Annotated in this window: 19 protein-coding genes and 1 pseudogene; 8 read left to right on the top strand and 12 right to left on the bottom strand. The window is 65.6% G+C overall.

What is annotated here, in order from left to right; genetic code table 11:
- The first annotated feature begins 10 nt into the window (after nt 1-10).
- Together TO66_RS08360 and TO66_RS08365 are read left to right on the top strand one after the other, a co-directional pair.
- A complete protein-coding gene (locus tag TO66_RS08360) occupies nt 11-415 on the top strand; it encodes a hypothetical protein (RefSeq protein ID WP_044461891.1) in 405 nt (134 codons plus the stop codon).
- 92 nt (nt 416-507) lie between these two features.
- The gene (locus tag TO66_RS08365; protein WP_044461892.1) at nt 508-1,647 is read left to right on the top strand and encodes a hypothetical protein; all 1,140 of its coding nucleotides are present in this window, start codon (nt 508-510) and stop codon (nt 1,645-1,647) included.
- A gap of 6 nt (nt 1,648-1,653) precedes the next feature.
- Here TO66_RS08365 and TO66_RS08370 read toward each other — a convergent pair whose 3' ends face one another.
- Both TO66_RS08370 and TO66_RS08375 read right to left on the bottom strand, forming a co-directional pair.
- Nucleotides 1,654-2,547 (bottom strand): LysR family transcriptional regulator, encoded by an 894-nt coding sequence (locus TO66_RS08370; RefSeq protein ID WP_044461893.1) that lies wholly within the window; start codon nt 2,545-2,547, stop codon nt 1,654-1,656.
- A 29-nt stretch (nt 2,548-2,576) separates the two neighbouring features.
- Nucleotides 2,577-3,785 (bottom strand): MFS transporter, encoded by a 1,209-nt coding sequence (locus tag TO66_RS08375; protein ID WP_044461894.1) that lies wholly within the window; start codon nt 3,783-3,785, stop codon nt 2,577-2,579.
- 293 nt (nt 3,786-4,078) lie between these two features.
- Here TO66_RS08375 and TO66_RS08380 point away from each other — a divergent pair, with 293 nt between their 5' ends.
- Together TO66_RS08380 and TO66_RS08385 are read left to right on the top strand one after the other, a co-directional pair.
- Nucleotides 4,079-4,657 carry a hypothetical protein gene (locus tag TO66_RS08380; RefSeq protein WP_409077187.1) on the top strand — a complete coding sequence of 193 codons (579 nt, stop codon included), beginning with the start codon at nt 4,079-4,081 and terminating at the stop codon, nt 4,655-4,657.
- Nucleotides 4,658-4,761: 104 nt separating this feature from the next.
- Nucleotides 4,762-5,211, top strand: a complete 450-nt coding sequence (locus TO66_RS08385) for a RidA family protein (protein ID WP_044461896.1) — start codon at nt 4,762-4,764, stop codon at nt 5,209-5,211.
- Between the two features lie 52 nt (nt 5,212-5,263).
- Here TO66_RS08385 and TO66_RS08390 read toward each other — a convergent pair whose 3' ends face one another.
- The 8 genes and pseudogenes from TO66_RS08390 to gcl all read right to left on the bottom strand — a co-directional run bounded on the left by TO66_RS08390 (nt 5,264) and on the right by gcl (nt 14,873).
- Nucleotides 5,264-6,262 carry a sulfate ABC transporter substrate-binding protein gene (locus TO66_RS08390; RefSeq protein WP_044461897.1) on the bottom strand — a complete coding sequence of 333 codons (999 nt, stop codon included), beginning with the start codon at nt 6,260-6,262 and terminating at the stop codon, nt 5,264-5,266.
- A gap of 105 nt (nt 6,263-6,367) precedes the next feature.
- A pseudogene (locus TO66_RS08395) lies at nt 6,368-7,239 on the bottom strand (ion transporter).
- A gap of 27 nt (nt 7,240-7,266) precedes the next feature.
- The gene (locus tag TO66_RS08400; protein WP_044461898.1) at nt 7,267-8,208 is read right to left on the bottom strand and encodes an urea transporter; all 942 of its coding nucleotides are present in this window, start codon (nt 8,206-8,208) and stop codon (nt 7,267-7,269) included.
- A 133-nt stretch (nt 8,209-8,341) separates the two neighbouring features.
- Nucleotides 8,342-9,757, bottom strand: coding sequence for a pyruvate kinase (gene pyk / locus TO66_RS08405; protein WP_044461899.1), 1,416 nt, complete (start codon nt 9,755-9,757; stop codon nt 8,342-8,344).
- Nucleotides 9,747-11,027: a glycerate kinase gene (locus TO66_RS08410; RefSeq protein WP_044461900.1), complete on the bottom strand. Its 1,281-nt coding sequence runs from the start codon at nt 11,025-11,027 to the stop codon at nt 9,747-9,749. Before TO66_RS08410 ends, pyk begins: the two co-directional genes overlap by 11 nt.
- Before the next feature lie 151 nt (nt 11,028-11,178).
- Entirely contained in the window at nt 11,179-12,069 is an 891-nt protein-coding gene (locus tag TO66_RS08415) for a 2-hydroxy-3-oxopropionate reductase (protein WP_044461901.1), read from the bottom strand.
- A 154-nt stretch (nt 12,070-12,223) separates the two neighbouring features.
- Complete coding sequence (gene hyi, locus TO66_RS08420) at nt 12,224-13,006, bottom strand: hydroxypyruvate isomerase (protein WP_044461902.1); 783 nt, start codon at nt 13,004-13,006, stop codon at nt 12,224-12,226.
- Nucleotides 13,007-13,097: 91 nt separating this feature from the next.
- Nucleotides 13,098-14,873 carry a glyoxylate carboligase gene (gcl, locus tag TO66_RS08425; RefSeq protein ID WP_044461903.1) on the bottom strand — a complete coding sequence of 592 codons (1,776 nt, stop codon included), beginning with the start codon at nt 14,871-14,873 and terminating at the stop codon, nt 13,098-13,100.
- A gap of 264 nt (nt 14,874-15,137) precedes the next feature.
- Between gcl and TO66_RS08430 the strand changes: the two genes are divergently transcribed.
- Entirely contained in the window at nt 15,138-15,578 is a 441-nt protein-coding gene (locus TO66_RS08430) for a heme-binding protein (RefSeq protein WP_044461904.1), read from the top strand.
- Nucleotides 15,579-15,605: 27 nt separating this feature from the next.
- Here TO66_RS08430 and TO66_RS08435 read toward each other — a convergent pair whose 3' ends face one another.
- Nucleotides 15,606-16,214, bottom strand: coding sequence for a TetR/AcrR family transcriptional regulator (locus TO66_RS08435; protein ID WP_044461905.1), 609 nt, complete (start codon nt 16,212-16,214; stop codon nt 15,606-15,608).
- Between the two features lie 137 nt (nt 16,215-16,351).
- Between TO66_RS08435 and TO66_RS08440 the strand changes: the two genes are divergently transcribed.
- Nucleotides 16,352-17,278 (top strand): DUF808 domain-containing protein, encoded by a 927-nt coding sequence (locus tag TO66_RS08440; protein WP_044461906.1) that lies wholly within the window; start codon nt 16,352-16,354, stop codon nt 17,276-17,278.
- A 36-nt stretch (nt 17,279-17,314) separates the two neighbouring features.
- On the opposite strand, the gene TO66_RS08445 is transcribed toward TO66_RS08440, so the two are convergent.
- On the bottom strand, nt 17,315-18,730 hold the full coding sequence (locus TO66_RS08445) for a PLP-dependent aminotransferase family protein (protein WP_044461907.1): 1,416 nt from the start codon (nt 18,728-18,730) through the stop codon (nt 17,315-17,317).
- A gap of 276 nt (nt 18,731-19,006) precedes the next feature.
- Between TO66_RS08445 and TO66_RS08450 the strand changes: the two genes are divergently transcribed.
- Both TO66_RS08450 and TO66_RS08455 read left to right on the top strand, forming a co-directional pair.
- Nucleotides 19,007-20,008, top strand: a complete 1,002-nt coding sequence (locus tag TO66_RS08450; protein WP_044461908.1) for an inducer of phenazine A — start codon at nt 19,007-19,009, stop codon at nt 20,006-20,008.
- Nucleotides 20,009-20,193: 185 nt separating this feature from the next.
- A complete protein-coding gene (locus TO66_RS08455; RefSeq protein ID WP_044461909.1) occupies nt 20,194-22,368 on the top strand; it encodes an iron-containing redox enzyme family protein in 2,175 nt (724 codons plus the stop codon).
- Nucleotides 22,369-22,377 lie beyond the last annotated feature (9 nt).

The following is a 22,377-nucleotide window of genomic DNA, read 5'->3' on the forward strand; positions in this document are numbered from 1 at the left end:
AGAAACCATCATGCGCGCCATCGCTCGCATCACCCTGTTAACCCTGGTCCTGGGCTTGAGTGCCTGTGCGGTCCAGGAACCCATGCCGCCGCAGGCGCCGCCACCGATCCCGTCAGGGCAACCCGGCACCCAGGCGCCGCCGGCCACCCGGCCAGGCAAGCCGGTGACGCCGAGCAAGCCGGCCAAGCCGCTGCCGCGCACGTCCGCCAGCTTCGCCCCGCCGCCAGGGGGGAACAGCCACTGGGACGCGCGCCTGGGGGTCTATGTGCTGGACGACCAGACCAACACCTTCTACCGCCAGCGCACCTACTACCGCTGGAACAATGGCTGGAGCCGCTCCATCAGCCCCAACGGGCCCTGGGAAGACACCGATATCCATGGCGTGCCTTCGGGCCTGGGGCGTCAGTTCCAGTAGGCCTCGGCGCAACGCTGGGCGGGCCGGTTCAAGCAGCAGGCAGGCTGGCCGATACACCGGGGTGTTCCTGAGTATCGCCAGCCGAGCGCCTGATGAAGAAAGACCTGAACAAACCCTATTTCGCGCCCATGGCCTTGTGGCTCGGTGTACTTGTCGTCCTGCTGTCGCTGCACGGCTTCACCTCCGCCGAAGTCCCGCAACTGATCTACTTCTCCCTGGCGCCGGTGTACCTGCTGGTGCTGTTCGCCTTCCTCTACTACTTCTTCTGCTGGAGCCTGATCTCGGTGTTCCGCCTGGGCGAGATCGGCTGGAAACGCGTGGACTACGGTTGGCTGCTGGTGGCGTCGCTGGCGCTGATCAGCGAGACCCAGGGTGTGCGGACCGAGTGGTTCCAGAGCGACTATCGACTGGCCGAATCCCATGAGGCCGCGACCCAGAGGCGCCTCAAGGCCGAGATCGACGATCTGTTGGGGCCGGACCACTGCCGCGTTGCCGCGACTGTCCATGAGGCCGACGCCGGGCAGGTGAACGAGCTCTGCCAGCGTTTTTCCTCTCTTGAGAGAACGGCGCAAGGGCAACTGACGGCGCTCTCGGTAGGAACGGTGGTCCAGGCGCTGGATGAGCTTCGCGCCCGCTATTCGGCGCCGCCTGTCTTGGCCTGGCTCGACCAGCTGGATGAAACCCTGGGCGAGCAGCGCAAGGCCCGAGGCGAGGTTTCCAGGCTGCATGAGCTGACCCGCGCCACCAATACCGAGACGGTCTACCGCTACTTCGTGCCGGTGCTGCTGGTGTTCGCCCTGGCGCTGCGGGCCTCGAAGGTCACCGGCGAGGTGCTGCTCAAGGCGCCGCGCAAGCGCAAGGTGTGGATGATCGTCAACCGGCGCATGGTGATCGATGGCCTGGGGTTTGTCCGCGGCGCCCGCAGCCGGTTCGACGAAGCGTTGCGCAACTGGCGCGTGGCCAGGTGGGGCGTGGTGCACCTGGAGTGTCCGTTCCTGCCCGAGGTCAGCGCCCAGGACACCCGGGTCGCGGTCGCGCCGGGGTTTTACGAAAACGAGTTCCGCCTGGCCTCGGTCGGTGCGTTCGAGCAGTGCGGTTTCGTCGAGTGGGCGGCGACCCAGTCGATCGAGACCCTGTACCTGGTGGGCGAGACCGACCTGGGGCTGATCGAACGGGTGCGTCGCTGGGGCGAGGCGGCCAAGGTCGAGGTGCTGGTCCGCGAGCGGATCTGAGCCGGCTCAGTCCTGCGCGGGGTCGGCCAGCAACTGCTGGACGAAATCGACGAAGGCCCGGGCCTTGGCACTGCTCAGGCGCCCAGTGGGAAACACCGCCCAGAGTTCCTGGCGAGGCAGGTTCCAGTCCGCCAGGGTCTCGCGCACCGCGCCGCTTTCCAGTTCGGGCGCGAACATCCATTGCGAGGCCAGGGCCAGCCCGCGATGGGCCAGCACCGCGGCCCGCACGCCCTCCGCGGCGCTGACGCGAAGCCGCCCGTGCACCGTGACCGACTGTTGCTCCTCGGCGCGCTCGAAGCGCCAATGGCTGCCGCCGCCGAGGCTGTAGACGACCGCCTGGTGCCGGTCCAGGTCGATAGGGGCGCGGGGCTCGCCGTGGCGCTCGAAATAGGCCGGGGTGGCCAGCACCATGCGTCGGCATTCGCCGATCTTGCGCGCGGTCAGCCCGGAGTCGCTCAACGGCCCCATGCGCAGGGACACGTCGATCCCGGCTTCCACCAGGTTGATGTTGCGATCATCGAGCACCACGTCGATGTCGAGGTCGGGATGGCGGTCGAGAAAGGTCCCCAGGTGCGGCACGATATGCAACCGGGCGAAGGTCACCGCCGCGCAGATCCGCAGGGTTCCGCTGAGCCCCGCGCCGGCGCCGCGGGCGGCGAGATCGGCTTCGTCGGCCTCGTCGAGGGCGCGCCTGGCGCGCTCGAAAAACGCCAGACCGGCCTCGGTGGGCGTCAGGCCGCGGGTCGAGCGCAACAACAGCCGCACCGCCAGCCGCGCTTCCAGCTGGGCGATGATTTTCGAGACGGCCGGCTGGCCGATCTCCAGGCGTCGGGCGGCTGCCGAAAAGGAGCCGCTTTCCACCACCAGGACGAAGGTTTGCATGGCTGCCAGGCGGTCCATCGGGACTCCTTGTGGATTGAGCGCGGGCTTCAGGCGGCGACGGGCGACGGCTTCTGCGAAGCGCCGAGGAAGCGCAGCAGGGCCAGCAGCGGCAGGGCGCTGCCGATGGCGACTATACCCAGCCAGCCGGCCTGCTCGTACACCGCGCTGGCGATCGACGAACCGACGGCGCCGCCGAGGAAGATGCTGGTCATGTACAGGGCGTTCAGGCGGCCGCGGCTATGGGCGTCCAGCGCATAGACCGCGCGCTGGCCGAGGACCATGTTCATCTGCACGCAGAAGTCCAGGACCACCCCGGTCACCGCCAGGCCGACGACGCTGTAGGCGGGATGGATAAAGGCCGGCAGGAAGCTCAGCCCGGCGAACAGGATCGCCAGCAACGAGGCGATGCGGGTGTGCCCGGCATCGGCCAGGCGCCCGCTGATGGGCGCGGCGACGGCACCGATGGCGCCGACCAGGGCGAACAGGGCGATCTGGCTTTGCGACAGGCCGTGGTTGCGCGCCAGCTCCAGCGGCACGGCGGTCCAGAACAGGCTGAACGTAGCGAACAGGCAGGCCTGGTAGAACGCCCGCTGGCGCAGCACCGGTTGTTGGCGCAGCAGGCTGCCCAGGGAACGCAGTAACTGGCCGTAGGTGGCACTGTGGGCGGGTTGGCGCTTGGGCACGGTCAGCAGCAGGACCAGGCTGATGGCGGCCATCAGCACCGCGGCGGCGATGAACATCGCGCGCCAGCCAAAGTGGTCGGCCACCACGCTGGACAGCGGACGCGCCAGGAGGATGCCCAGCAGCAGGCCGCCCATGATGCCGCCGACCACCCGGCCGCGGGATTCCTCCGGCGTCAGGTGGGCAGCCAGGGGAATCAGGATCTGCACCGACACCGAGCTGAAGCCGATCAGCAGCGAGACCAGGAGAAAGGCGTGCGGTTGCCGGGTGAGCGCGGCGCCCAGCAGGCTGGCGATGGCCACCAGGCTGGTGAGGATCATCAGCCGGCGGTTTTCCAGCAGGTCGCCCAGGGGCACCAGGAAGAACAGGCCCAGGGCGTAGCCGATCTGGGTCAGCGAGACGATCAGGCTGGCCATGGCCGGGCTCAGGCCGATATCCGGGGCAATCAGCTCGATGATCGGCTGGGCGTAGTAGATGTTGGCGACTATGGCGCCGCAGCAGAAGGCGAACAGCAGCACCATGCCGCGGGTCATTGTTGCAGTGGCGCCATGGGGCGCCGGGGTGGTGGAAGTCATCGCGATTCTCTTGGCAACGAAAGGAATGGGCGCGAGGTTAAGCGTCGGGCCGGTGACGGAGTAGAGGGCGAGCAGCGATAGTATTCATTCCGCTGGGGAATGAGTGCCGGCAAGGGCCGGTCTGGGTGGTGGAATCAGGCGCCGGGCAGTGCGGCCGATGATACATTTACTTACATCTGTTCGGTAGCGTGCCCGGTTTCTCGGCCGCCCCCTTCAACGTTCCACTACAGGACTCCGTCTTCATGACTCTTTTGTTCGATCGCCTGCTGCGCGCGACCCGGCTCGCCACCCTCATGACGCTGATGGTCGCCGGGCCCGCCCTGGCCCAGGACGCACCCGGCATGCGCATCGGCGTGCGCGGGGAAATCACCGGCATCAGCGGCGACGCGGTGCGGGTGCATGTCAACAGCGGCGAGAACGTCACCGTCAACCTCACGCCGCAGACCCAGGTCCGTGCCGTGACCCTGGCCAATATCGAGGACATCAAGCCCGGCAGCTACATCGGCTCGGCCGCCGTGCCCCAGGCGGATGGCAGCCTCAAGGCACTTGAGGTGCATGTGTTCCCGCCGCAGATGGCCGGCACCGGCGATGGCCACCGGCCCTTCGACCTGGTCAAGGGCAGCAGCATGACCAACGGCAGCGTCGGCGACCTGGTGGTGAGCAACGGCCGGACGCTGACCGTCAACTACAAGGGCGGGCAGCAGAAGATCCTGGTGCCGGAGGATGTGCCCATCGTCAATCTGCTGCCGGGGGACCGCAGCCTGCTCAAGGCCGGGGTCAAGGTGGTGATGTTCGTGTCCCAGGGCGAGGACGGCACGCTCACGGCGCAGTCGATCTCCGCCGGCAAGGATGGGGTGACGCCGCCGATGTAGGCGAGCGGCCATTAGGTTGCCAGTTGTTTCAGCAGGGCGCTTTCGATGGCCAGGGGCGGGGGGCTGGTTTAGGGTTGGCGATCGTCCATCACCGTGGAGGTCCCATGCATAAGTCAGTGTTCAATCCGCCCAGCGTCTTCAATTCCACGCAGTACGGCTTCAGCCAGGCGGTCGAGGTCCATGGCGGGCGGCGCCTGCTGTTGTCCGGCCAGGTGGGGGTCGATGAGCGCGAGGTGTGCGTCGGGCCCGGCTTGCGCGAACAGACCGAGCAGAGTTTCGACAATATCGCCCGGGTCCTGGCGGCGGCGGGTGGCGACCTGAGCCACGTGGTGATGCTGCGGATCTACATCGCCGAGGCGGCCCGCGACCAGCAGGAGCAGATCAGCCAGGTGCTGTTGCAGCGTTTCGTGCATCAGCCGCCGGCCTCCTCGTGGATCATCGTCAGCGGCCTGTCGTTGCCTGAATGGCTGATCGAAATCGAGGCCGAGGCGGTGCTGCCGCAGCTGCATCAGGCGGGGAAGGCGGCGCTGTTCGAAGCCGCTGCCGGGCTTTAAGACCCCCCATGAAAAAAGCGACCCGCAGGTCGCTTTTTTTTCGCCGGGGAGATTATTTCCCGCCGTAGATCTGGTCGAAGATGCCGCCGTCGTTGAAGTGAGTCTTCTGCACGGTGCGCCAGTCGCCGAAGGTTTTCTCCACCGACAGGAAGTCGACTTTCGGGAAACGGTCGGTGTACTTGGCCAGCACTTTCGGGTCCCGTGGGCGCAGGTAGTTGTTGGCGGCGATTTCCTGGCCTTCCGGCGACCACAGGTACTTCAGGTATTCCTCGGCCGCGGCGCGCGAGCCCTTCTTGTCGACCACCTTGTCCACCACCGATACCGGTGGCTCGGCTTCGGCGGAGACGCTTGGGTAGATGACCTCGAACTGATCGCGGCCGAATTCCCGGGCGATCATCTCCGCTTCGTTCTCGAAGGTCACCAGCACGTCGCCGATCTGGTTGGTCATGAAGGTGGTGGTGGCGGCGCGACCGCCGGTGTCGAGTACCGGCGCCTGCTTGAACAGCTTGCCGACGAAGTCCTTGGCCTTGTTCTCGTCGCCGCCGTTCTTCAGCACATAACCCCAGGCCGACAGGTAGGTGTAGCGGCCGTTACCCGAGGTCTTGGGGTTCGGCACAATCACTTGCACGCCATCCTTGAGCAGGTCGGGCCAGTCTTTCAGGGCCTTGGGGTTGCCCTTGCGCACGATGAACACGGTGGCCGAGGTGAAGGGCGCGCTGTTGTTCGGCAGGCGGGTTACCCAGTTGTCCGGCACCAGCTTGCCATTGTCGGCCAGGGCGTTGATGTCGGTCGCCATGTTCATGGTGATGACGTCGGCCGGCAGGCCGTCGATCACCGAGCGTGCCTGTTTGCTGGAGCCGCCGAAGGACATCTGCAGGGTGATGTTCTCGTTGTGCTCGGCCTGCCAGTGCTTCTGGAAGGCGCTGTTGTAGTCCTTGTAGAAGTCTCGCATCACGTCGTAGGACACGTTGAGCAGGGTCGGGGCGGCCTGGGCGACGTTGCCCAGGGCCAGGCCGGCGGCCAGGAGAGAGGCGCTGACGAGTTTTTTCACTGCACATTCCTTTTTGTTGAGAGTGACGTATTCGAGAGTGAAGGCAATTTGCCGCCGACTATAGCCGGGGCGGTATATCTCTTTAAAGATTAAAAAATGCTTTGCTTATTCGGTTCCCCGCGAGACTTTCGGGAACAGCGCATTGCCGCAACGCGAGCAGAACGCGGCGCCGTGCTCATGGTTGTTCTTGCTGCAGACCGGGCAGTCATGCCTGAGCTGTTCGCCCCGCAGCGCGTTGGCCAGCTCGGCGGTGAAGATCCCGGTGGGCACGGCGATGATCGAGTAACCGGTGATCATCACCATCGACGAAATGATCTGGCCCAGCACCGTCTTCGGCACGATGTCGCCGTAGCCGACGGTGGTCAGGGTGACGATAGCCCAATAGATGCCCTTGGGGATGCTGGTGAAGCCGTGCTCCGGGCCTTCGACCACGTACATCAGGGTGCCGAACACGGTGACCAGGGTGCAGACGCTGAGCAGGAACACCAGGATCTTCTGCTTGCTGCCGCGCAAGGCGTCGAGCAGGTAATGGGCCTGCTTGAGGTAGGGCCGAGCTTGAGCACGCGGAAGATGCGCAGCATGCGGATCACCCGGATGATCAGCAGGTACTGGGCGTCGCTGTAATACAGGGCGAGGATCCCCGGCACGATGGCCAGCAGGTCCACCAGCCCGTAGAAGCTGAAGGCGTAGCGCAACGGCTTGGGCGAGCAGTACAGGCGCAGGCCGTATTCGATGGCGAAGATGAAGGTGAAGCCCCATTCGATGTAGGCCAGCACATTGGCGTAGTTCTGGTGCACCTCGTCGATACTGTCGAGGATCACGATCACCAGGCTGGCGAGGATGATCAGCAGCAGGACGCTGTCGAAACGCCGCCCGGCCACGGTATCGGTCTGGAAGATCATGACGTAGAGCCGTTCACGCCAATGCTTGCTGCTTGCCGGGCTGCTGTCCGGGTGGTGGTTTGTGCCGTTGTCCATGCCGCTGTCTATCGCCTGAATCGAAATTCAGCGAAGCCTAGGGGGATTGGACCCGCTAGCGCAAGGCGCACTGTCCATGGCGGCCTGGCGCATCACCCGCGTCGCGGCGCGGACCAGCCAGCAGGCGAGGATGAACGGCGCGGTAAGGGCGGGCAGGCCCAGCGCGGCGAAGCCCGGGGCGAGCAGCAGCGCCAGCAGCATGCCCGGCAGCGCCAGCCAGGAGCGGCGGCGTTCCTGGCTCAGCGCCAGGGCCACCAGCACGCTGTTGTAGCCGCCCAGGCCCAGCAGGGCGCTGGCGTGCTCCTGTTGCAACAGGGCGAAACCCAGGCCCGCCGCCGAGCCGATCAAGGCCCAGGCCGCCGCCCGGCGCTCGGCCAGCAGCAGGCCCAGGGCGATCAGCACCCCGGCCAGCGGATGCTCGAGGAACATCACCTGGCCGAGCCCCTGGAACAGCGCCGGCAACCACGCCACGGCATCGGGCGCGATCCAGGGTTCGGCCGCGGCGGCGCTCGGCAGCGGCGTGGCCAGGCTCAGCAGCAACCAGGCGAGGCCGACGAAAGGCGCGGTGTAGGCCGGCAGGCCCTGCTTGGTACGCAGGCTCCCGCGGCGGCTGCGCTTGAGCCATTGCTCGGTGAGGATCGCGCTGACCCCGCCGCAGGCGATGATCAGCGGCGGCAGCAACGCCGACCAGTCGAACCGCAGGCTCAGCAGCAGGCCCAGCAGCACCCCGTTATAGCTGAACAGGCCGGCCTGGCGGTCGGCCTTGGCATAACCCCGGCGTTGCGCAGTGAGCAGCCCGGCCAGCCCGCCCAGCAGCGCGCCACCGAGCAGCGCCGGAGCGCTCAGCAGGATCGCCAGCACGCACAGCAGGCCGCACAGCGGATGGCGCTGGAGGAAGATCTGGCTGAAGCCGTTGAGCAGGGCGGTGGCCCAGTCGGGGCAGTGATTGTTGAAGTGGTCTAAAGGCATGACGGTCGGTTCTTGTCGCCGCTGCCGAGCGCAGCGAGGCTGCACTCGACGACGCAGGCCTCGCCAGGCCCGGGCACCGGGCGGCCGCTACGCGCCCGAGCGCAGCCTCGCAGGCTCGGCAGCGGCTACAGGTTCAGATCAGGGTTTCGATACGCAACGAGTTGGTCGATCCCGGTTGGCCGAACGGTACGCCCGCGGTGATCACCAGGGTGTCGCCACGCTTGGCCATGCCTTGCGCCTGGGCGATCTCCAGGGCGGTGGAGCAGACCTCGTCGACCTGCCTCAGGCGATCGTTGACCACCGAGTGCACGCCCCAGGCCACCGTCAGGCGGCGTGCCGTGGACAGGTTCGGCGTCAGGTTGAGGATCGGCACCGTCGGCCGTTCCCGCGCGGCGCGCAGGCTGGAACTGCCGGACTCGCTGTAGTTCACCAGCACCGCCACCGGCAGGATGCTGCTGATGCGCCGGATCGCGCAGCTGATGGCGTCCGATACCGTGGCTTCGGCCTGGGGCCGGCTGACGTCGAGCTGGGTCTGGTAGTCCGGTCCGCTTTCCACCTGGCGGATGATCTTGCTCATCATCTGCACCGCTTCCAGCGGGTATTCGCCGGACGCGGTTTCCGCCGAGAGCATCACCGCGTCGGCGCCTTCGGCCACGGCGTTGGCCACATCGGTGACCTCGGCGCGGGTCGGCGCCGGGGAAAAACGCATGGATTCGAGCATCTGCGTGGCCACCACCACCGGCTTACCCAGCTGGCGGCAGGTGCCGATGATGTTTTTCTGGATCTGCGGCACGCTCTCGGCGGGCACTTCCACCCCCAGGTCGCCGCGGGCCACCATGATCGCGTCGCTCAGCTCGGCGATCTCGCGCAGTTGCGCGACGGCCGAGGGTTTTTCGATCTTGGCCATCAGGAATGCCTTGTCGCCGATCAGCGCGCGGGCTTCGTGGATGTCCTCGGGGCGCTGCACGAACGACAGGGCCACCCAGTCCACCCCCAGTTCCAGGCCGAAGTCCAGGTCGCGGCGGTCCTTGGCGGTCAGCGGGCTGAGGTCGAGCACCGCCTGCGGGACGTTGACGCCCTTGCGGTCCGACAGCTCGCCGCCGTTGAGCACCGTGGTGTCGATGGTGTCGGCATGCTTGGCGGTAACCCGCAGGCGCAGCTTGCCGTCGTCCAGCAGCAGGTCCATGCCGGGCTCGAGGGCCGCGATGATTTCCGGGTGGGGCAGGTTGACCCGGCGCTGGTCGCCCGGGGTGCTGTCCAGGTCCAGGCGCAGGGCCTGGCCGCGATGCAGCTGCACCTTGCCCTCGGCGAACTTGCCGACCCGCAGTTTCGGGCCTTGCAGGTCCATCAGGATGCCCAGCGGGTAGTTCAGCTGTTTTTCGACCTCGCGGATCCACTGGTAGCGCTGGGCGTGATCGGCGTGGTCGCCATGGCTGAAGTTGAGGCGAAAGATGTTCACCCCGGCCTGCACCAGTTCACGGATGTCCTCGATGCCATCGATGGCCGGGCCGAGGGTGGCGAGGATCTTGACCTTTTTATCAGGCGTCATGTTTGGGGTTCTCGAGGATCAGGATGGCGCGGAAGTCGTTGACGTTGGTGCGGGTCGGCTCGGTAACGATCAAGCCGTCCAGGGCCGCGAAGTAGCCATAGCCGTTGTTGTCGTCCAGCTCGGCGGCGGCGTTCAGGCCCAGGGCGGCGGCGCGGGCGTAGCTGTCCGGGGTCATGAGGGCGCCGGCGTTGTCTTCCGAGCCGTCGATGCCGTCGGTGTCGCCGGCCAGGGCGTAGACCCCGGGCAGGCCCTTGAGGCTCTCGGTTAGGCTCAGGAGGAATTCGGCATTGCGTCCGCCGCGGCCATTGCCGCGCACGGTGACCGTGGTTTCGCCGCCGGAGAGAATCACGCAGGGCGCCGCCAGCGGCTGGCCGTGCAGCACCACCTGGCGGGCGATGCCGGCGTGCACCTTGGCGACCTCGCGGGCTTCGCCTTCCAGGTCGCCGAGGATCAGCGGGCTGAAACCGGCCTGGCGGGCCTTGACGGCGGCGGCCTCCAGCGATTGCTGCGGTCGGGCGATCAGTTGGAAATGGCTGCGCGCCAGGCTCGGGTCGCCGGGCTTGACCGTCTCCGATTCCGGGCTTTGCAGCCAGCTGCGCACGGCCGCCGGGACCTCGATGGCATAGCGCTTGAGGATCGCCAGGGCTTCGGCCGAGGTGCTGGGGTCGGCCACGGTAGGGCCGGAGGCGATGACCGTGGCCAGGTCGCCCGGTACATCGGAAATCGCGTAGGTGTAGACGGTGGCCGGCCAGCAGGCCTTGGCCAGGCGGCCGCCCTTGATCGCCGAGAGGTGTTTGCGCACGCAGTTCATCTCGCCGATGGTGGCGCCGGACTTGAGCAGGGCCTTGTTGATCGCTTGCTTGTCGGCCAGGGTGATGCCCGCGGCGGGCAGGGCCAGCAGGGCGGAACCGCCGCCGGACAGGAGGAAGATCACCCGGTCCTGCTCCGACAGGTCGCTGACCAGTTCCAGCACACGCCGGGCCACGGCCAGGCCGGCGGCATCGGGCACCGGATGCGCGGCTTCGACCACTTCGATTTTTTCGCAGGGTGCGCCGTGGCCGTAGCGGGTCACCACCAGCCCGCGGACTTCGCCCTGCCAGCAGCGTTCGACCACCTGGGCCATGGCCGCCGCGGCCTTGCCGGCGCCGATGACGATCACCCGGCCGCTGCGGTCGCGGGGCAAATGGGCCTCGAGGACCTGCTGCGGATGGGCGGCGTCGATGGCGGTGGCGAACAGCTCGCGGAGGAATTGTTGTGGATCGAGCGGCATGGCGGGCTCCCGGGTTTCTTGTTGTTCGAGGTGTGGCGGGTAGGGCTCTGGCGATCCGGCTTGCCCGCGATGGCGTCGTGTCAGGCACTACGTCATCGCGGGCAAGCCACGCTCCTACAGGGGGGCGGGAAGCCCCCAGGTAACGGCGGGGTTACTTGTCGCGGATCGAGAAGTTCGCCATGTGTTCCAGGCCCTTGATCAGTGCCGAGTGGTCCCAGTTGCTGCCGCCGATGGCCGCGCAGGTGCTGAACACTTGCTGGGCGTTGGCGGTGTTCGGCAGGTTGATCGACAGTTCCTTGGCGCCTTGCAGGGCCAGGTTCAGGTCCTTCTGGTGCAGGCTGATGCGGAAGCCCGGGTCGAAGGTGCCCTTGATCATGCGTTCGCCGTGCACTTCGAGGATCTTCGAGGAAGCGAAGCCGCCCATCAGCGCTTCGCGCACCTTGGCCGGGTCGGCGCCGTTCTTCGCGGCGAACAGCAGGGCCTCGGCTACCGCCTGGATATTCAGGGCGACGATGATCTGGTTCGCCACCTTGGCGGTCTGGCCGTCGCCGTTGCCGCCGACCAGGGTGATGTTCTTGCCCATGGCCTGGAACAGCGGCAGGGCGCGGTCGAACGCCTGGCTGTCGCCGCCGACCATGACGCTCAGGGTCGCGGCCTTGGCGCCGACTTCGCCGCCGGACACCGGGGCGTCCAGGTACTGCGCGCCTTTCTCGTTGATCTTCGCGGCGAAGGCCTTGGTCGCGGTCGGCGAGATCGAACTCATGTCGATCACGATCTTGCCCGGGCCTACGCCCGCGGCGACGCCGTCGGCGCGCAGCAGCACGTCTTCGACCTGGGGGGTATCCGGGACCATGACGATGATGAACTCGGCTTCCTGGGCCACTTCCTTGGGGCTGGCCAGGGCGATGGCGCCGGCGGCGACCAGGTCGGCTGGCGCCTTGTCGTGGTGCTGGGACAGGAACAGGCTGTGGCCGGCCTTCTGCAGGTTGCTAGCCATTGGGTGGCCCATGATGCCGGTGCCGATGAATCCGATTTTAGCCATGAGAAAATCCTCTTTTTATTGCTCTATAAGGTTGCGGGGTGCCAAGGCATCCGTCTCGCGGGCAAGTCGGATCGCCGCCCGCTCGCTCCTACAGGCAGGGCGTGCTCTTGTAGGAGCGAGGCTTGCCCGCGATGAACGATGACGTGGTGCCCGATCAGATTGCGTTGTGGCTCTTGAGCCAGCCCAGACCGGCCTCGGTGGTGGTCAGCGGCTTGTATTCGCAGCCGACCCAGCCCTGGTAGCCGATCTTGTCCAGGTGCTCGAACAGGAAGCGGTAGTTGATCTCGCCGGTGCCCGGTTCGTTGCGCCCGGGGTTGTCCGCCAGTTGCACATGGTTGATCGCGTCCAGGTGGCCGGACAGGGTCCGGGCCAGGTCGCCCTCCATGATTTGCATGTGATAGATGTCGTATTGCAGGTACAGGTTGGCGCTGCCGACCTGCTCGCGGATCGACAGGGCCTGGGCCGTGTTGTTCAGGTAGAAGCCGGGGATGTCGCGGGTATTGATCGCCTCCATCACCAGCCGGATGCCCGCGGCCTGGAGTTTCTCGGCGGCGTACCTGAGGTTGGCGACGAAGGTCCTTTCCACCGTGGCGTCGTCCACGACTTGCGGACGGATGCCGGCCAGGCAGTTGATCTGGGTATTGCCCAGCACCTGGGCATAGGCGATGGCCAGGTCGACCCCAGCGCGGAATTCTTCGACCCGGTCGGGCAGGCAGGCGATCCCGCGCTCGCCTTTGGCCCAGTCGCCGGCCGGCAGGTTGAACAGCACCTGGGTCAGGCCATGGGCGTCGAGTTGCGCCTTGATCTGGGCGGAGCTGAAGTCGTAGGGGAACAGGTATTCGACACCGCTGAAGCCGGCTTCGGCGGCGGCCTTGAAGCGGGCGAGGAAGTCCTGTTCGGTGAACAGCATGGACAGGTTGGCGGCAAAACGCGGCATGGTGGTCTCCTGTGGAAGTTGCGATCCCTGTAGCCGCTGGCGCGGGCTATGAAAGGCTCCAGGCGCCTTCGGCAGCGGCTACTCAGGGGTGTCAGTCGAGCAGGGAAATCGCGGTGGGGGCGTCGTTGCCGACCAGCGCCAGGTCTTCGAATTCGTTGACCGCGTTGATCTCGGTGCCCATCGAGATGTTGGTGACCCGCTCGAGGATGATCTCCACCACCACCGGCACCTTGAACTGCTCGAGCATTTCCTGGGCCTGGCGCAGGGCCGGCTGGATGGCCGATGGCTCGAACACCCGCAGGGCCTTGCATCCCAGGCCTTCGGCGACCGCGACGTGGTCCACGCCATAGCCGTTGAGTTCCGGTGCGTTGAGGTTGTCGAAGGACAGCTGCACGCAGTAGTCCATGTCGAAACCGCGCTGGGCCTGGCGGATCAGGCCCAGGTAGGAGTTGTTCACCACCACGTGGATGTACGGCAGCTTGAACTGCGCGCCCACCGCCAGTTCTTCGATCATGAACTGGAAGTCATAGTCGCCCGACAGCGCGACCACCTTGCGGCTCGGATCGGCCTTGACCACCCCCAGCGCCGCCGGGATGGTCCAGCCCAGCGGGCCGGCCTGGCCGCAGTTGATCCAGTGGCGTGGCTTGTACACATGCAGGAACTGCGCGCCGGCGATCTGCGACAGGCCGATGGTGCTGACGTAGCAGGTGTCCTTGCCGAACACCTGGTTCATTTCCTCATACACGCGCTGCGGCTTGACCGGCACGTTGTCGAAGTGAGTCTTGCGTTGCAGGCTCGACTTGCGCTGCTGGCAGTCCTGCAACCAGGCGCTGCGGTTCTTCAGCTTGCCGGCGGCTTGCCATTCGCGGGCGACTTCGATGAACACGGTGAGGGCCGAGCTGGCGTCGGAGACGATGCCCAGGTCCGGGGTGAACACGCGGCCGATCTGGGTGGGCTCGATGTCCACGTGGATGAACTTGCGCCCTTCGGTGTAGACGTCCACCGAACCGGTGTGGCGGTTGGCCCAGCGGTTGCCGATACCCAGGACCACGTCCGACTTGAGCAGGGTGGCGTTGCCGTAGCGGTGGGAAGTCTGCAGGCCGACCATGCCGACCATCTGCGGATGGTCGTCGGGGATGCTGCCCCAGCCCATCAGGGTCGGGATCACCGGGATGCCGGTCAGTTCGGCGAACTCCACCAGCAGCTCGCTGGCGTCGGCATTGATGATGCCGCCACCGGCTACCAGCAATGGGCGTTCGGCCTGGTCCAGCAGGGCCAGGGCCTTTTCCACCTGGACCCGGGTCGCCGACGGCTTCGCCAGCGGCAGCGGCTGGTAGGCGTCGATGTCGAATTCGATCTCGGCCATCTGCACGTCGAACGGCAGGTCGATCAGGACCGGGCCGGGGCGCCCGGAACGCATTTCATAAAAGGCTTTCTGGAAGGCGTAGGGCACCTGGCCCGGCTCCAGCACGGTGGTGGCCCACTTGGTGACCGGCTTGACGATGTTGGTGATATCGACGGCCTGGAAGTCTTCCTTGTGCAGGCGCGCGCGGGGGGCCTGGCCGGTGATGCAGAGAATCGGGATCGAGTCGGCCGAGGCGCTGTACAGGCCGGTGACCATGTCGGTGCCGGCGGGACCGGAGGTGCCGATGCACACGCCGATGTTGCCGGCCTTGGTGCGGGTGTAGCCCTCGGCCATGTGCGAGGCGCCTTCAACGTGGCGAGCGAGGACGTGATCGATGCCGCCGACCTTTTGCAGGGCCGAGTACAGCGGGTTGATGGCGGCACCGGGGATACCGAAAGCGGTGTCGACCCCTTCGCGGCGCATCACCAGAACGGCGGCTTCGATTGCTCTCATTTTGCTCATGGTTTTGTGCCTCTTACGTTTTGTAATTGTATACAAGTGGCTTTGCGCAGAGTGTATTCACGGCAAGCGCCGCAGGTCAATCCATTTTCTCTGACGCTTGAATGCGTTCGTCCGATGCCGATAAGGCGCGGGTTTTTCGTCGGATTCAGGGTTTTGCGAAAATTATTGTATACAAAAATAAATTTTATTGTGCTCTATTTGTTGCATCGGTCTTCCTATCGGAACACCCACGGTTTTCCCAATAACAAAATAAGGACGGCACCCATGAGCGCTTTAACCTTGAAAGTTGCAGTCAGCCTGGCCGGCAAGGCCATCAGTTGCGGCCGCGAGATCAGTGCGGCTCCCCTGGCCATTGCGGTACTCGATGCCGGCGGGCACCTGGTGACCTTGCAGCGTGAGGACGGAGCCAGCCTGTTGCGGCCGCAGATCGCCATCGGCAAGGCGTGGGGGGCGATCGCCCTGGGCAAGGGATCGCGCCTGCTGGCGCTGGACGCGCAGCAACGGCCGGCGTTCATCGCCGCGCTCAACAGCCTGGGGCAGGGCAGCGTGGTGCCGGCGCCGGGTGGGGTATTGATCCGGGATCAGGAGGGTGGGGTGATCGGCGCGATCGGCATCAGCGGCGACACCTCGGACATCGACGAACAATGCGCGATCAGCGCCATCGAGGCGCAGGGGTTGCGGGCGGATGCGGGGGTGAGCGCCTGAGGTGTAGCGCCTGGGCTGCGACGCGATCTATCGATCCGGTTCGCAGCCCTTGAGCACCAGGCGGACGATGGTCTGCGCGGCGGCTTCGTAATCGGACTCGTCCAGCTTGGCCTTGCCGGTCACCACCGAGATCTGCCAGTCGAAGTCGGCGTAGGTCTGGGTCGCGGCCCAGATGCTGAACATCAGGTGGTGCGGATCGAGGGGCGCGATCTGGCCGCGGTCGATCCAGGTCTGGATGCAATCGATGTTGTGCTTGGCCTGGGCGTTGAGCTGCTCCACCTGGTCCGGGCTCAGGTGCGGTGCGCCGTGCATGATCTCGCTGGCGAACACCTTGGAGGCGAAGGGCAGGTCGCGGGAGATGCGGATCTTCGAACGGATGTAGCCGCTCAGCACTTCGCTGGGCACGCCGTCGGGGTTGAACGGGGTCGACGCCTGGAGGATCGGCTCGATGATGCTTTCCAGGACCTCGCGGTAGAGGTTTTCCTTGGATTTGAAGTAGTAGTAGACGTTGGGTTTGGGCAACCCCGCCTTGGCCGCGATATCGCTGGTTTTGGTCGCAGCGAAGCCTTTGTCGGCAAACTCTTCACTGGCGGCACGCAGGATCAGTTCTTTATTGCGCTCGCGGATGGTGCTCATAAACCAGGTGATTCCTTGCCTGTTCGGGCGGTTGGGCATGGTAGCACCGGCTTTGCGCGAGGCTCAAGAATGGCCCCCGCGAGCCTGCGTTGCGCGTTATGCTTCGCCACATTCATGACCTCAAGGAACCCTGATCCATGGCTGGAAGCAGTTTGCTGGTGCTGATCGACGATATTGCCGCGGTACTCGACGATGTGGCGCTGATGACCAAGATGGCGGCGAAGAAGACCGCAGGGGTACTGGGGGACGACCTCGCGCTCAATGCCCAGCAGGTTTCCGGGGTGCGCGCCGAACGCGAATTGCCGGTGGTCTGGGCGGTGGCCAAGGGCTCGTTCCTGAACAAGCTGATCCTGGTGCCCGCGGCGCTGGCCATCAGTGCCTTCGCACCCTGGCTGGTCACGCCGCTGCTGATGCTCGGCGGCGCCTACCTGTGCTTCGAGGGCTTTGAAAAGCTCGCTCACAAGTTCCTGCACAGCAAGGCCGAGGACCAGGCCGAGCACCAGCAGTTGATCGACGCCGTGGCAGACCCGGCGACCGATCTGGTGGCTTTCGAGAAGAACAAGATCAAGGGGGCGATCCGCACCGACTTCATCCTCTCGGCCGAGATCATCGCCATTACCCTGGGCACGGTCGCCGACGCGCCGTTGATGCAGCAGGTGGTGGTGCTTTCGGGGATCGCGATCGTCATGACCATCGGCGTGTATGGCCTGGTGGGCGGTATCGTCAAGCTCGACGACCTGGGCCTGTGGTTGACGCAGAAGCCGGGGCAGGTGGCGAAAAGCATCGGCGGGGCGATCCTGCGCGCGGCGCCCTACATGATGAAAAGCCTGTCGGTGATCGGCACCGCGGCCATGTTCATGGTTGGCGGCGGCATCCTGACCCACGGCGTGCCGGCGCTGCACCACGGGATCGAGGCGATCACGGCGCGGACGGCCGAGGCGCTTGGCGGGGTTTCGCTGATCATGCCGACGCTGCTCAACGCAGTGGCCGGCATCGTTGCCGGTGCGGTGGTGCTGGTGGTGGTGTCGCTGGCCGGCAAGCTGTGGCGCGCGGCCCGGGCCTGAGCCAGCGATGAGCCCTCGCCGCGGGTGCGGCGAGGGTCAGGAGGGCAGCAGTTGCGCGACCGCCAGGCCGATCTTGTTGATCGCCTGTTCGATCTTGCGGTTGGGCACGCCGGCGAAGTTCAGCCGCAGGCAATTACGGTACTTGCCGGCGGCGGAAAAGATATTGCCGTTGGCGATCTGGATGTCCTCGGCCTCCAGCAGCCGGTTCAGCGTGTAGGTATCGAACTCGTCCGGCAACTCCACCCATAAGGTGAACCCGCCCTGGGGTTTGCTGACCCGGGTGCCTTCCGGCAGGTAGCGGCTGACCCACTCGGTCATCAGGTCGCGGTGCCGCTGGTACTGCTTGCGCATCCGTCGCAGGTGCGGCAGGTAATGCCCCTTGGCGATGAATTCGGCGACCGCCAGCTGCGGCTGGGTCGCGGTAGTGCCGGAGCCGACGTATTTCATGTGCAGCACTTGCGGCAGGTAGCGCCCCGGCGCGATCCAGCCGATCCGCAGGCCCGGCGCCAGGGTCTTGGAGAACGAACTGCACAGCAGCACCCGGCCGTCCTCGTCGAAGGATTTCAGGGTCCGTGGCCGTGGGTAGCGGAACGCCAGGTCGCCATAGATATCGTCTTCGATGATCGGCACGTCATAGCGCTGGGCCAGGCGGATCATCGCGCGCTTGCGGTCGTCCGGCATGATGTAGCCCAGCGGATTGTTGCAGTTTGGCGTGAGCTGGATGGCCTTGACCGGCCATTGTTCCAGGGCCATTTCCATGGCTTCCAGGCTGATGCCGGTGACCGGGTCGGTGGGGATCTCCAGGGCCTTGAGGCCGGCGGCCTTGAGCAGCTGGATGATGCCGTGGAAGCACGGGGAGGCGATGGCCACGATATCGCCGGGTTCGCACAGCGCGCGGATGGCGATCGACAGCGCCTCCTGACAACCGCTGGTGACGACGATTTCCGCAGGGGTCAGGCGACAACCCGAATCCACGCCCAGGCGGGCGATCTGCTCGCGCAGGGTCAGCACGCCTTGCAGGTGGTTGTATTGCAGGCTTGGGCTGTCGCTGCGCCGGCTGATCCGCGCCAGGGCGGTCAGCAACGGCTTGAGGGTCGGCGCGGTGGTGTCCGGCATGCCGCAGCCCAGTTGCACGGCCTGGATGTTCTGTTCCTGGCGCATCAGGTCCTGCACCAGGTCCCATTGTGAGATATCCACAGGCCGCAGCGATGGCCGTCCCATCTTCGGCAGTTCCGGCAAGCGGCGGCCGGCCGGGACGAAATACCCCGACTTGGGCTTGGGAATAGCCAGTCCGGAGCTTTCCAGGACCCGATAGGCCTGCTGGACGGTGGTGAGGCTGACGCCATGCTCGAGGCTCAGGGCCCGGACCGAGGGCAAACGCTCCCCCGGCCCGTACAACCCTTGCTCAATGCGGCTGCTGATGTATTCGGCGAGATTCAGGTATCGAGTCATGCGGGGGACTGTAGCGACTCATCTGTCGTATAAAAAGTTACAGATTTCACTTTTTTTGAAAATTTTTCAGGGTGAAAAGGCAATCTGTACTGAGAAAAATCCTAGAGCGTGTACCTATAAGACAGTCATTGCCTTTGGGAAGATGGCCCGCATCGCACTGTACTGGTTGTTTTTAGATACAGCCGCAGCGCCATTCAGAATCTCCCAGGCAGCGAGTAACGGGCTTCTCCCCCTCAAGCTACTTTAGACGATGATTTCTCAAGGAAGAGCAGGGTAATGACAGCAAGGATCAAACTGACTCCGCAGATGGCTGAGTACGAACAGAAGTTCACCGACGGCGGTGAAGTTCGCTGGCTTCCCTACTTGATGTATTTCCACCCGACCGACCACCGTTCGGAGGTGGTCAATACAGATGCCTCGGGCTTCCGCTATTCGGAATTGCTGGGCATACAGTATTCGGTGGCCAACAGTCGCCACGCCAAGAGCGTGCGGGTGCTGGCCGGCAGCTCGACGGTGTTTGGCATCGGCGCCAGTTCGGATGCGTGGACGCTACCGTCGCGACTGGCGGAGAACGACCCGGACAGCCGGCCCTGGATCAACTTTGGCGGGCGCAGCTTCAACTCGACCCAGGAGCTGACGCTCTTCACCCTCTACCGCCACATGTTGCCCAAGGTCGACGAGATCGTGCTGTTCTCCGGGTTCAACAACCTGGGGCTGGCCCGCCAGCCGCAGAGCAGCCGTGGCGAACATGGCGCCTTCTTCAACTGCAATCAGTTCTTCGACGCCATGCGTCCGGAGTCCCAGGCGCCCAAGCGCGGCATGCTCCGTGCCCTGCTCGGCAAGGAAGAGGAGCCGACGCCCGAGCCGCCACCGAGCATGGAAGAGCAGATCGAATACGCCGCCGACCTGACCCTGCGTCATCTGGACACCTGGCGGGCGCTGGCGGCCGACATGGGCGCCAAGCTGACCTTCATCCTGCAGCCGCTGGCCGGCTGGGTCCGGGAGAAGGGCTGCGACGAGGAAGAACAGCTGTTCGCCGAACTGGATCGCGCCGGCAGTTTCAGCGAAGTCTATGGCGACATCCTGCAACCCAGCGTCTGCGAGGCCTATGCCGCCCGCCTGCGCGAAGGCGCGCAGAAGATGGGCGTGCGTTTCGTGAACATTACGCCGCTGCTGTCCGAGGCCCTGCGGCCTGAGCAGTGGCTGTTCGTCGACCGTATTCACTTCACCGACCAGGGGAACGATTTCGTCTCGAAAATCATCCTCGATGTTCTTTAAAGGAGTCTGCCATGAGCTACATCAAGAACTTGTTCCAGCGCCTCTTCGGCAAGAAGAAAAAGAAGAAGCCGGACTCTTCGATCTACCCGATGTTCTGATCTCGACACCCTCGGTCATTGCCTGCCGATGACTGAGGGCCGGCAATGGATTGCCTCGGTCTCCAACCTGGAAGGGAAGTAAACAGTATGTGGCGCCAGTTCTATCGATCAGTCAGCAACCCCGAGAGCTTCCTGGGGGATGTCAGTGTCCGGCGTCTGATGGGGCTGGCCGCGCCGGGAGAGGCCGGCACGGGCAGCCTGGCAGGGCTGCGCGCGCAGATCGAGCACTGGCGTGACGAGCAGGCCCAGGTCTATCGCGAGCTGGCCAGCCAGGCTGCGGAACTGGGCAACCAGAAGGAATTCACCGAGGCCCTGCTGGTGCACTCGGCGCCACTGGCCTCGGTGCTGGGCTGCTGGCTGCAAGGCATGAGTGCCCCCGGAGTCTTCGAGGACAGCGCCCAGCTCAAGCTCATGGAGCTGCTGGCCCATGACGTCGGCGTCGGACGGCCCCTGGCCTCGCGCGCCGATCACTTCAAATCACTGTTGGTGCAGGCCGGACTGACGGCTTATGCGGTGTCGCCGTTCGAACTGTCCACGCTCCCCGACCTGCCCGACGAACTGTTCGAATTGCCGGCCTTGCTGCAAGCGGTCAGCCGCCGCAGCGACGCCTTTGGCGACACCCTGTGCGGGATCGACTACGCCTGGCGCGTCCTTGGGCTGGGCCCCTGGTGGGCGGCGTTGGACGCACAGCAACTGGACACCCGCCGACTCGACCTGAACCAGCTGGATGGTAGCGCGGACGGCTCTGCGCTGGAGCTTTCCCAGTGGGTCTGCGAGCAGGTCGCCGGCCAGGGCGGCATTCGCCGCTTGCAGCTGGAGGCAGGCGCCCAATGGCTGTTCGCGGCGCTGCAGAGCTTCAACGAGCGGCTGCTGGTGCACTGCCGGGCCGCGGTATCGCCCGAGCGCCTGATGGGCCGGATGATCCAGCGCATGGCCCGGGCCGGCGCGGTCTATCACCAGGATTACAAGATGGAAGGCCGCAGCCTTGCGCAATGGTTGCGCGAGGCCCAGGTCGATCCCGTTCCGCTGCTGGAAATGCTTTCGCGCAGCCGCCTGATCGTGCCCGGCAACGCCGACAAGAGCCTGCTGGTCAACACCCTGGTGGCACCCAACGGGCGCATGTTCCGGATCTTCAGCGAGGCCGACCTGAACGTCATCCGCAAATGGATCGATGGCTTGTCCGGCCCGATCCAATCTACAGAGGCAGTCGCCGCCGCTGCGCCGAGCCAGGCTGCCGGGGTGGTGCCCCAGGCGCTGGGCCAGGACCCGCAGGAGCAGGGCCAATGGCCCAAGAGCCTGCGCGATGCCTACTTCGTCCTTCAGGGCCGGGCACTGGGGCCACGTACCCAGGCCTTTGCCGAGGCTTATGTGAAACGTTGGCTGGAGCAGTCGCGGCGCTCGCTGCGCAATTCCGAACGCACCTTGCCCGAGACCTGGAATGTGGGCGTGTTGCGCGAGTGGCTGCTGGACAAGCACGACCGCCACGGCCAGGAATTCGAGGAAAGCGACCCGGCGGCCATGCCGTCGCGCGAGGAAATCGTCGACTCGACGCTGCAACTGGCGCCGCTGACCCTGATCGACGGCGCCTGGCTGCAGGGCTTCACCGACCTGGGGCTGGCGTCCTCCCATGTCGGCTACGCGCTGTTCCAGACTTACTGGGATGAGCTGGGTAACGGTTCCTATGCCCTCAACCATCCGAAGATCTACCGCGACGGCTTGCGCCAGATGGGCCTGGAGCTGGCGCCTACCGGGGCCCGCGAATTCGCCGAGGACCCCCGGCTGCGCGAGGCGTCGTTCCGCCTGCCGGTCTACTGGCTGTGCCTGGGCAAGATGCCGGTCACCTTCATGCCGGAAATCCTCGGCATGAACCTGGCGATGGAACTCTCGGGCGTGGGCGGCAGCTACCGTTCGGCCCGGCGCTTCCTGCGGCATTACGGTTTCAGCACGGCCTTCGTCGACCTGCACAACACCATCGACAACGTCACCACCGGGCACTCGGCCTGGGCGGTGGATGCCATCGACGCCTACATGCGCCAGATCGCCGCCACGACACCGGCGGAGCTGGAAGCGCACTGGCAGCGAGTGCGGGTCGGCTACGAATCCCTGGCGCCGATGCCGGACCGCCTGACCTCCTGGCTGCAACGCCTGGGCATCGGCTCCGCGGGTGCGGTCCTGCCCCGGGGCAAGGCGCAGGGCGAGGACCAGGCGCTGCTCCATCACGAACCCATTGTCCCGGCCGCGGCGGTTGGTGTAACGGCCTGAACCTCAAGG

Origin of the sequence: Pseudomonas sp. MRSN 12121, assembly GCF_000931465.1 — a bacterium.
Lineage (GTDB): Bacteria > Pseudomonadota > Gammaproteobacteria > Pseudomonadales > Pseudomonadaceae > Aquipseudomonas.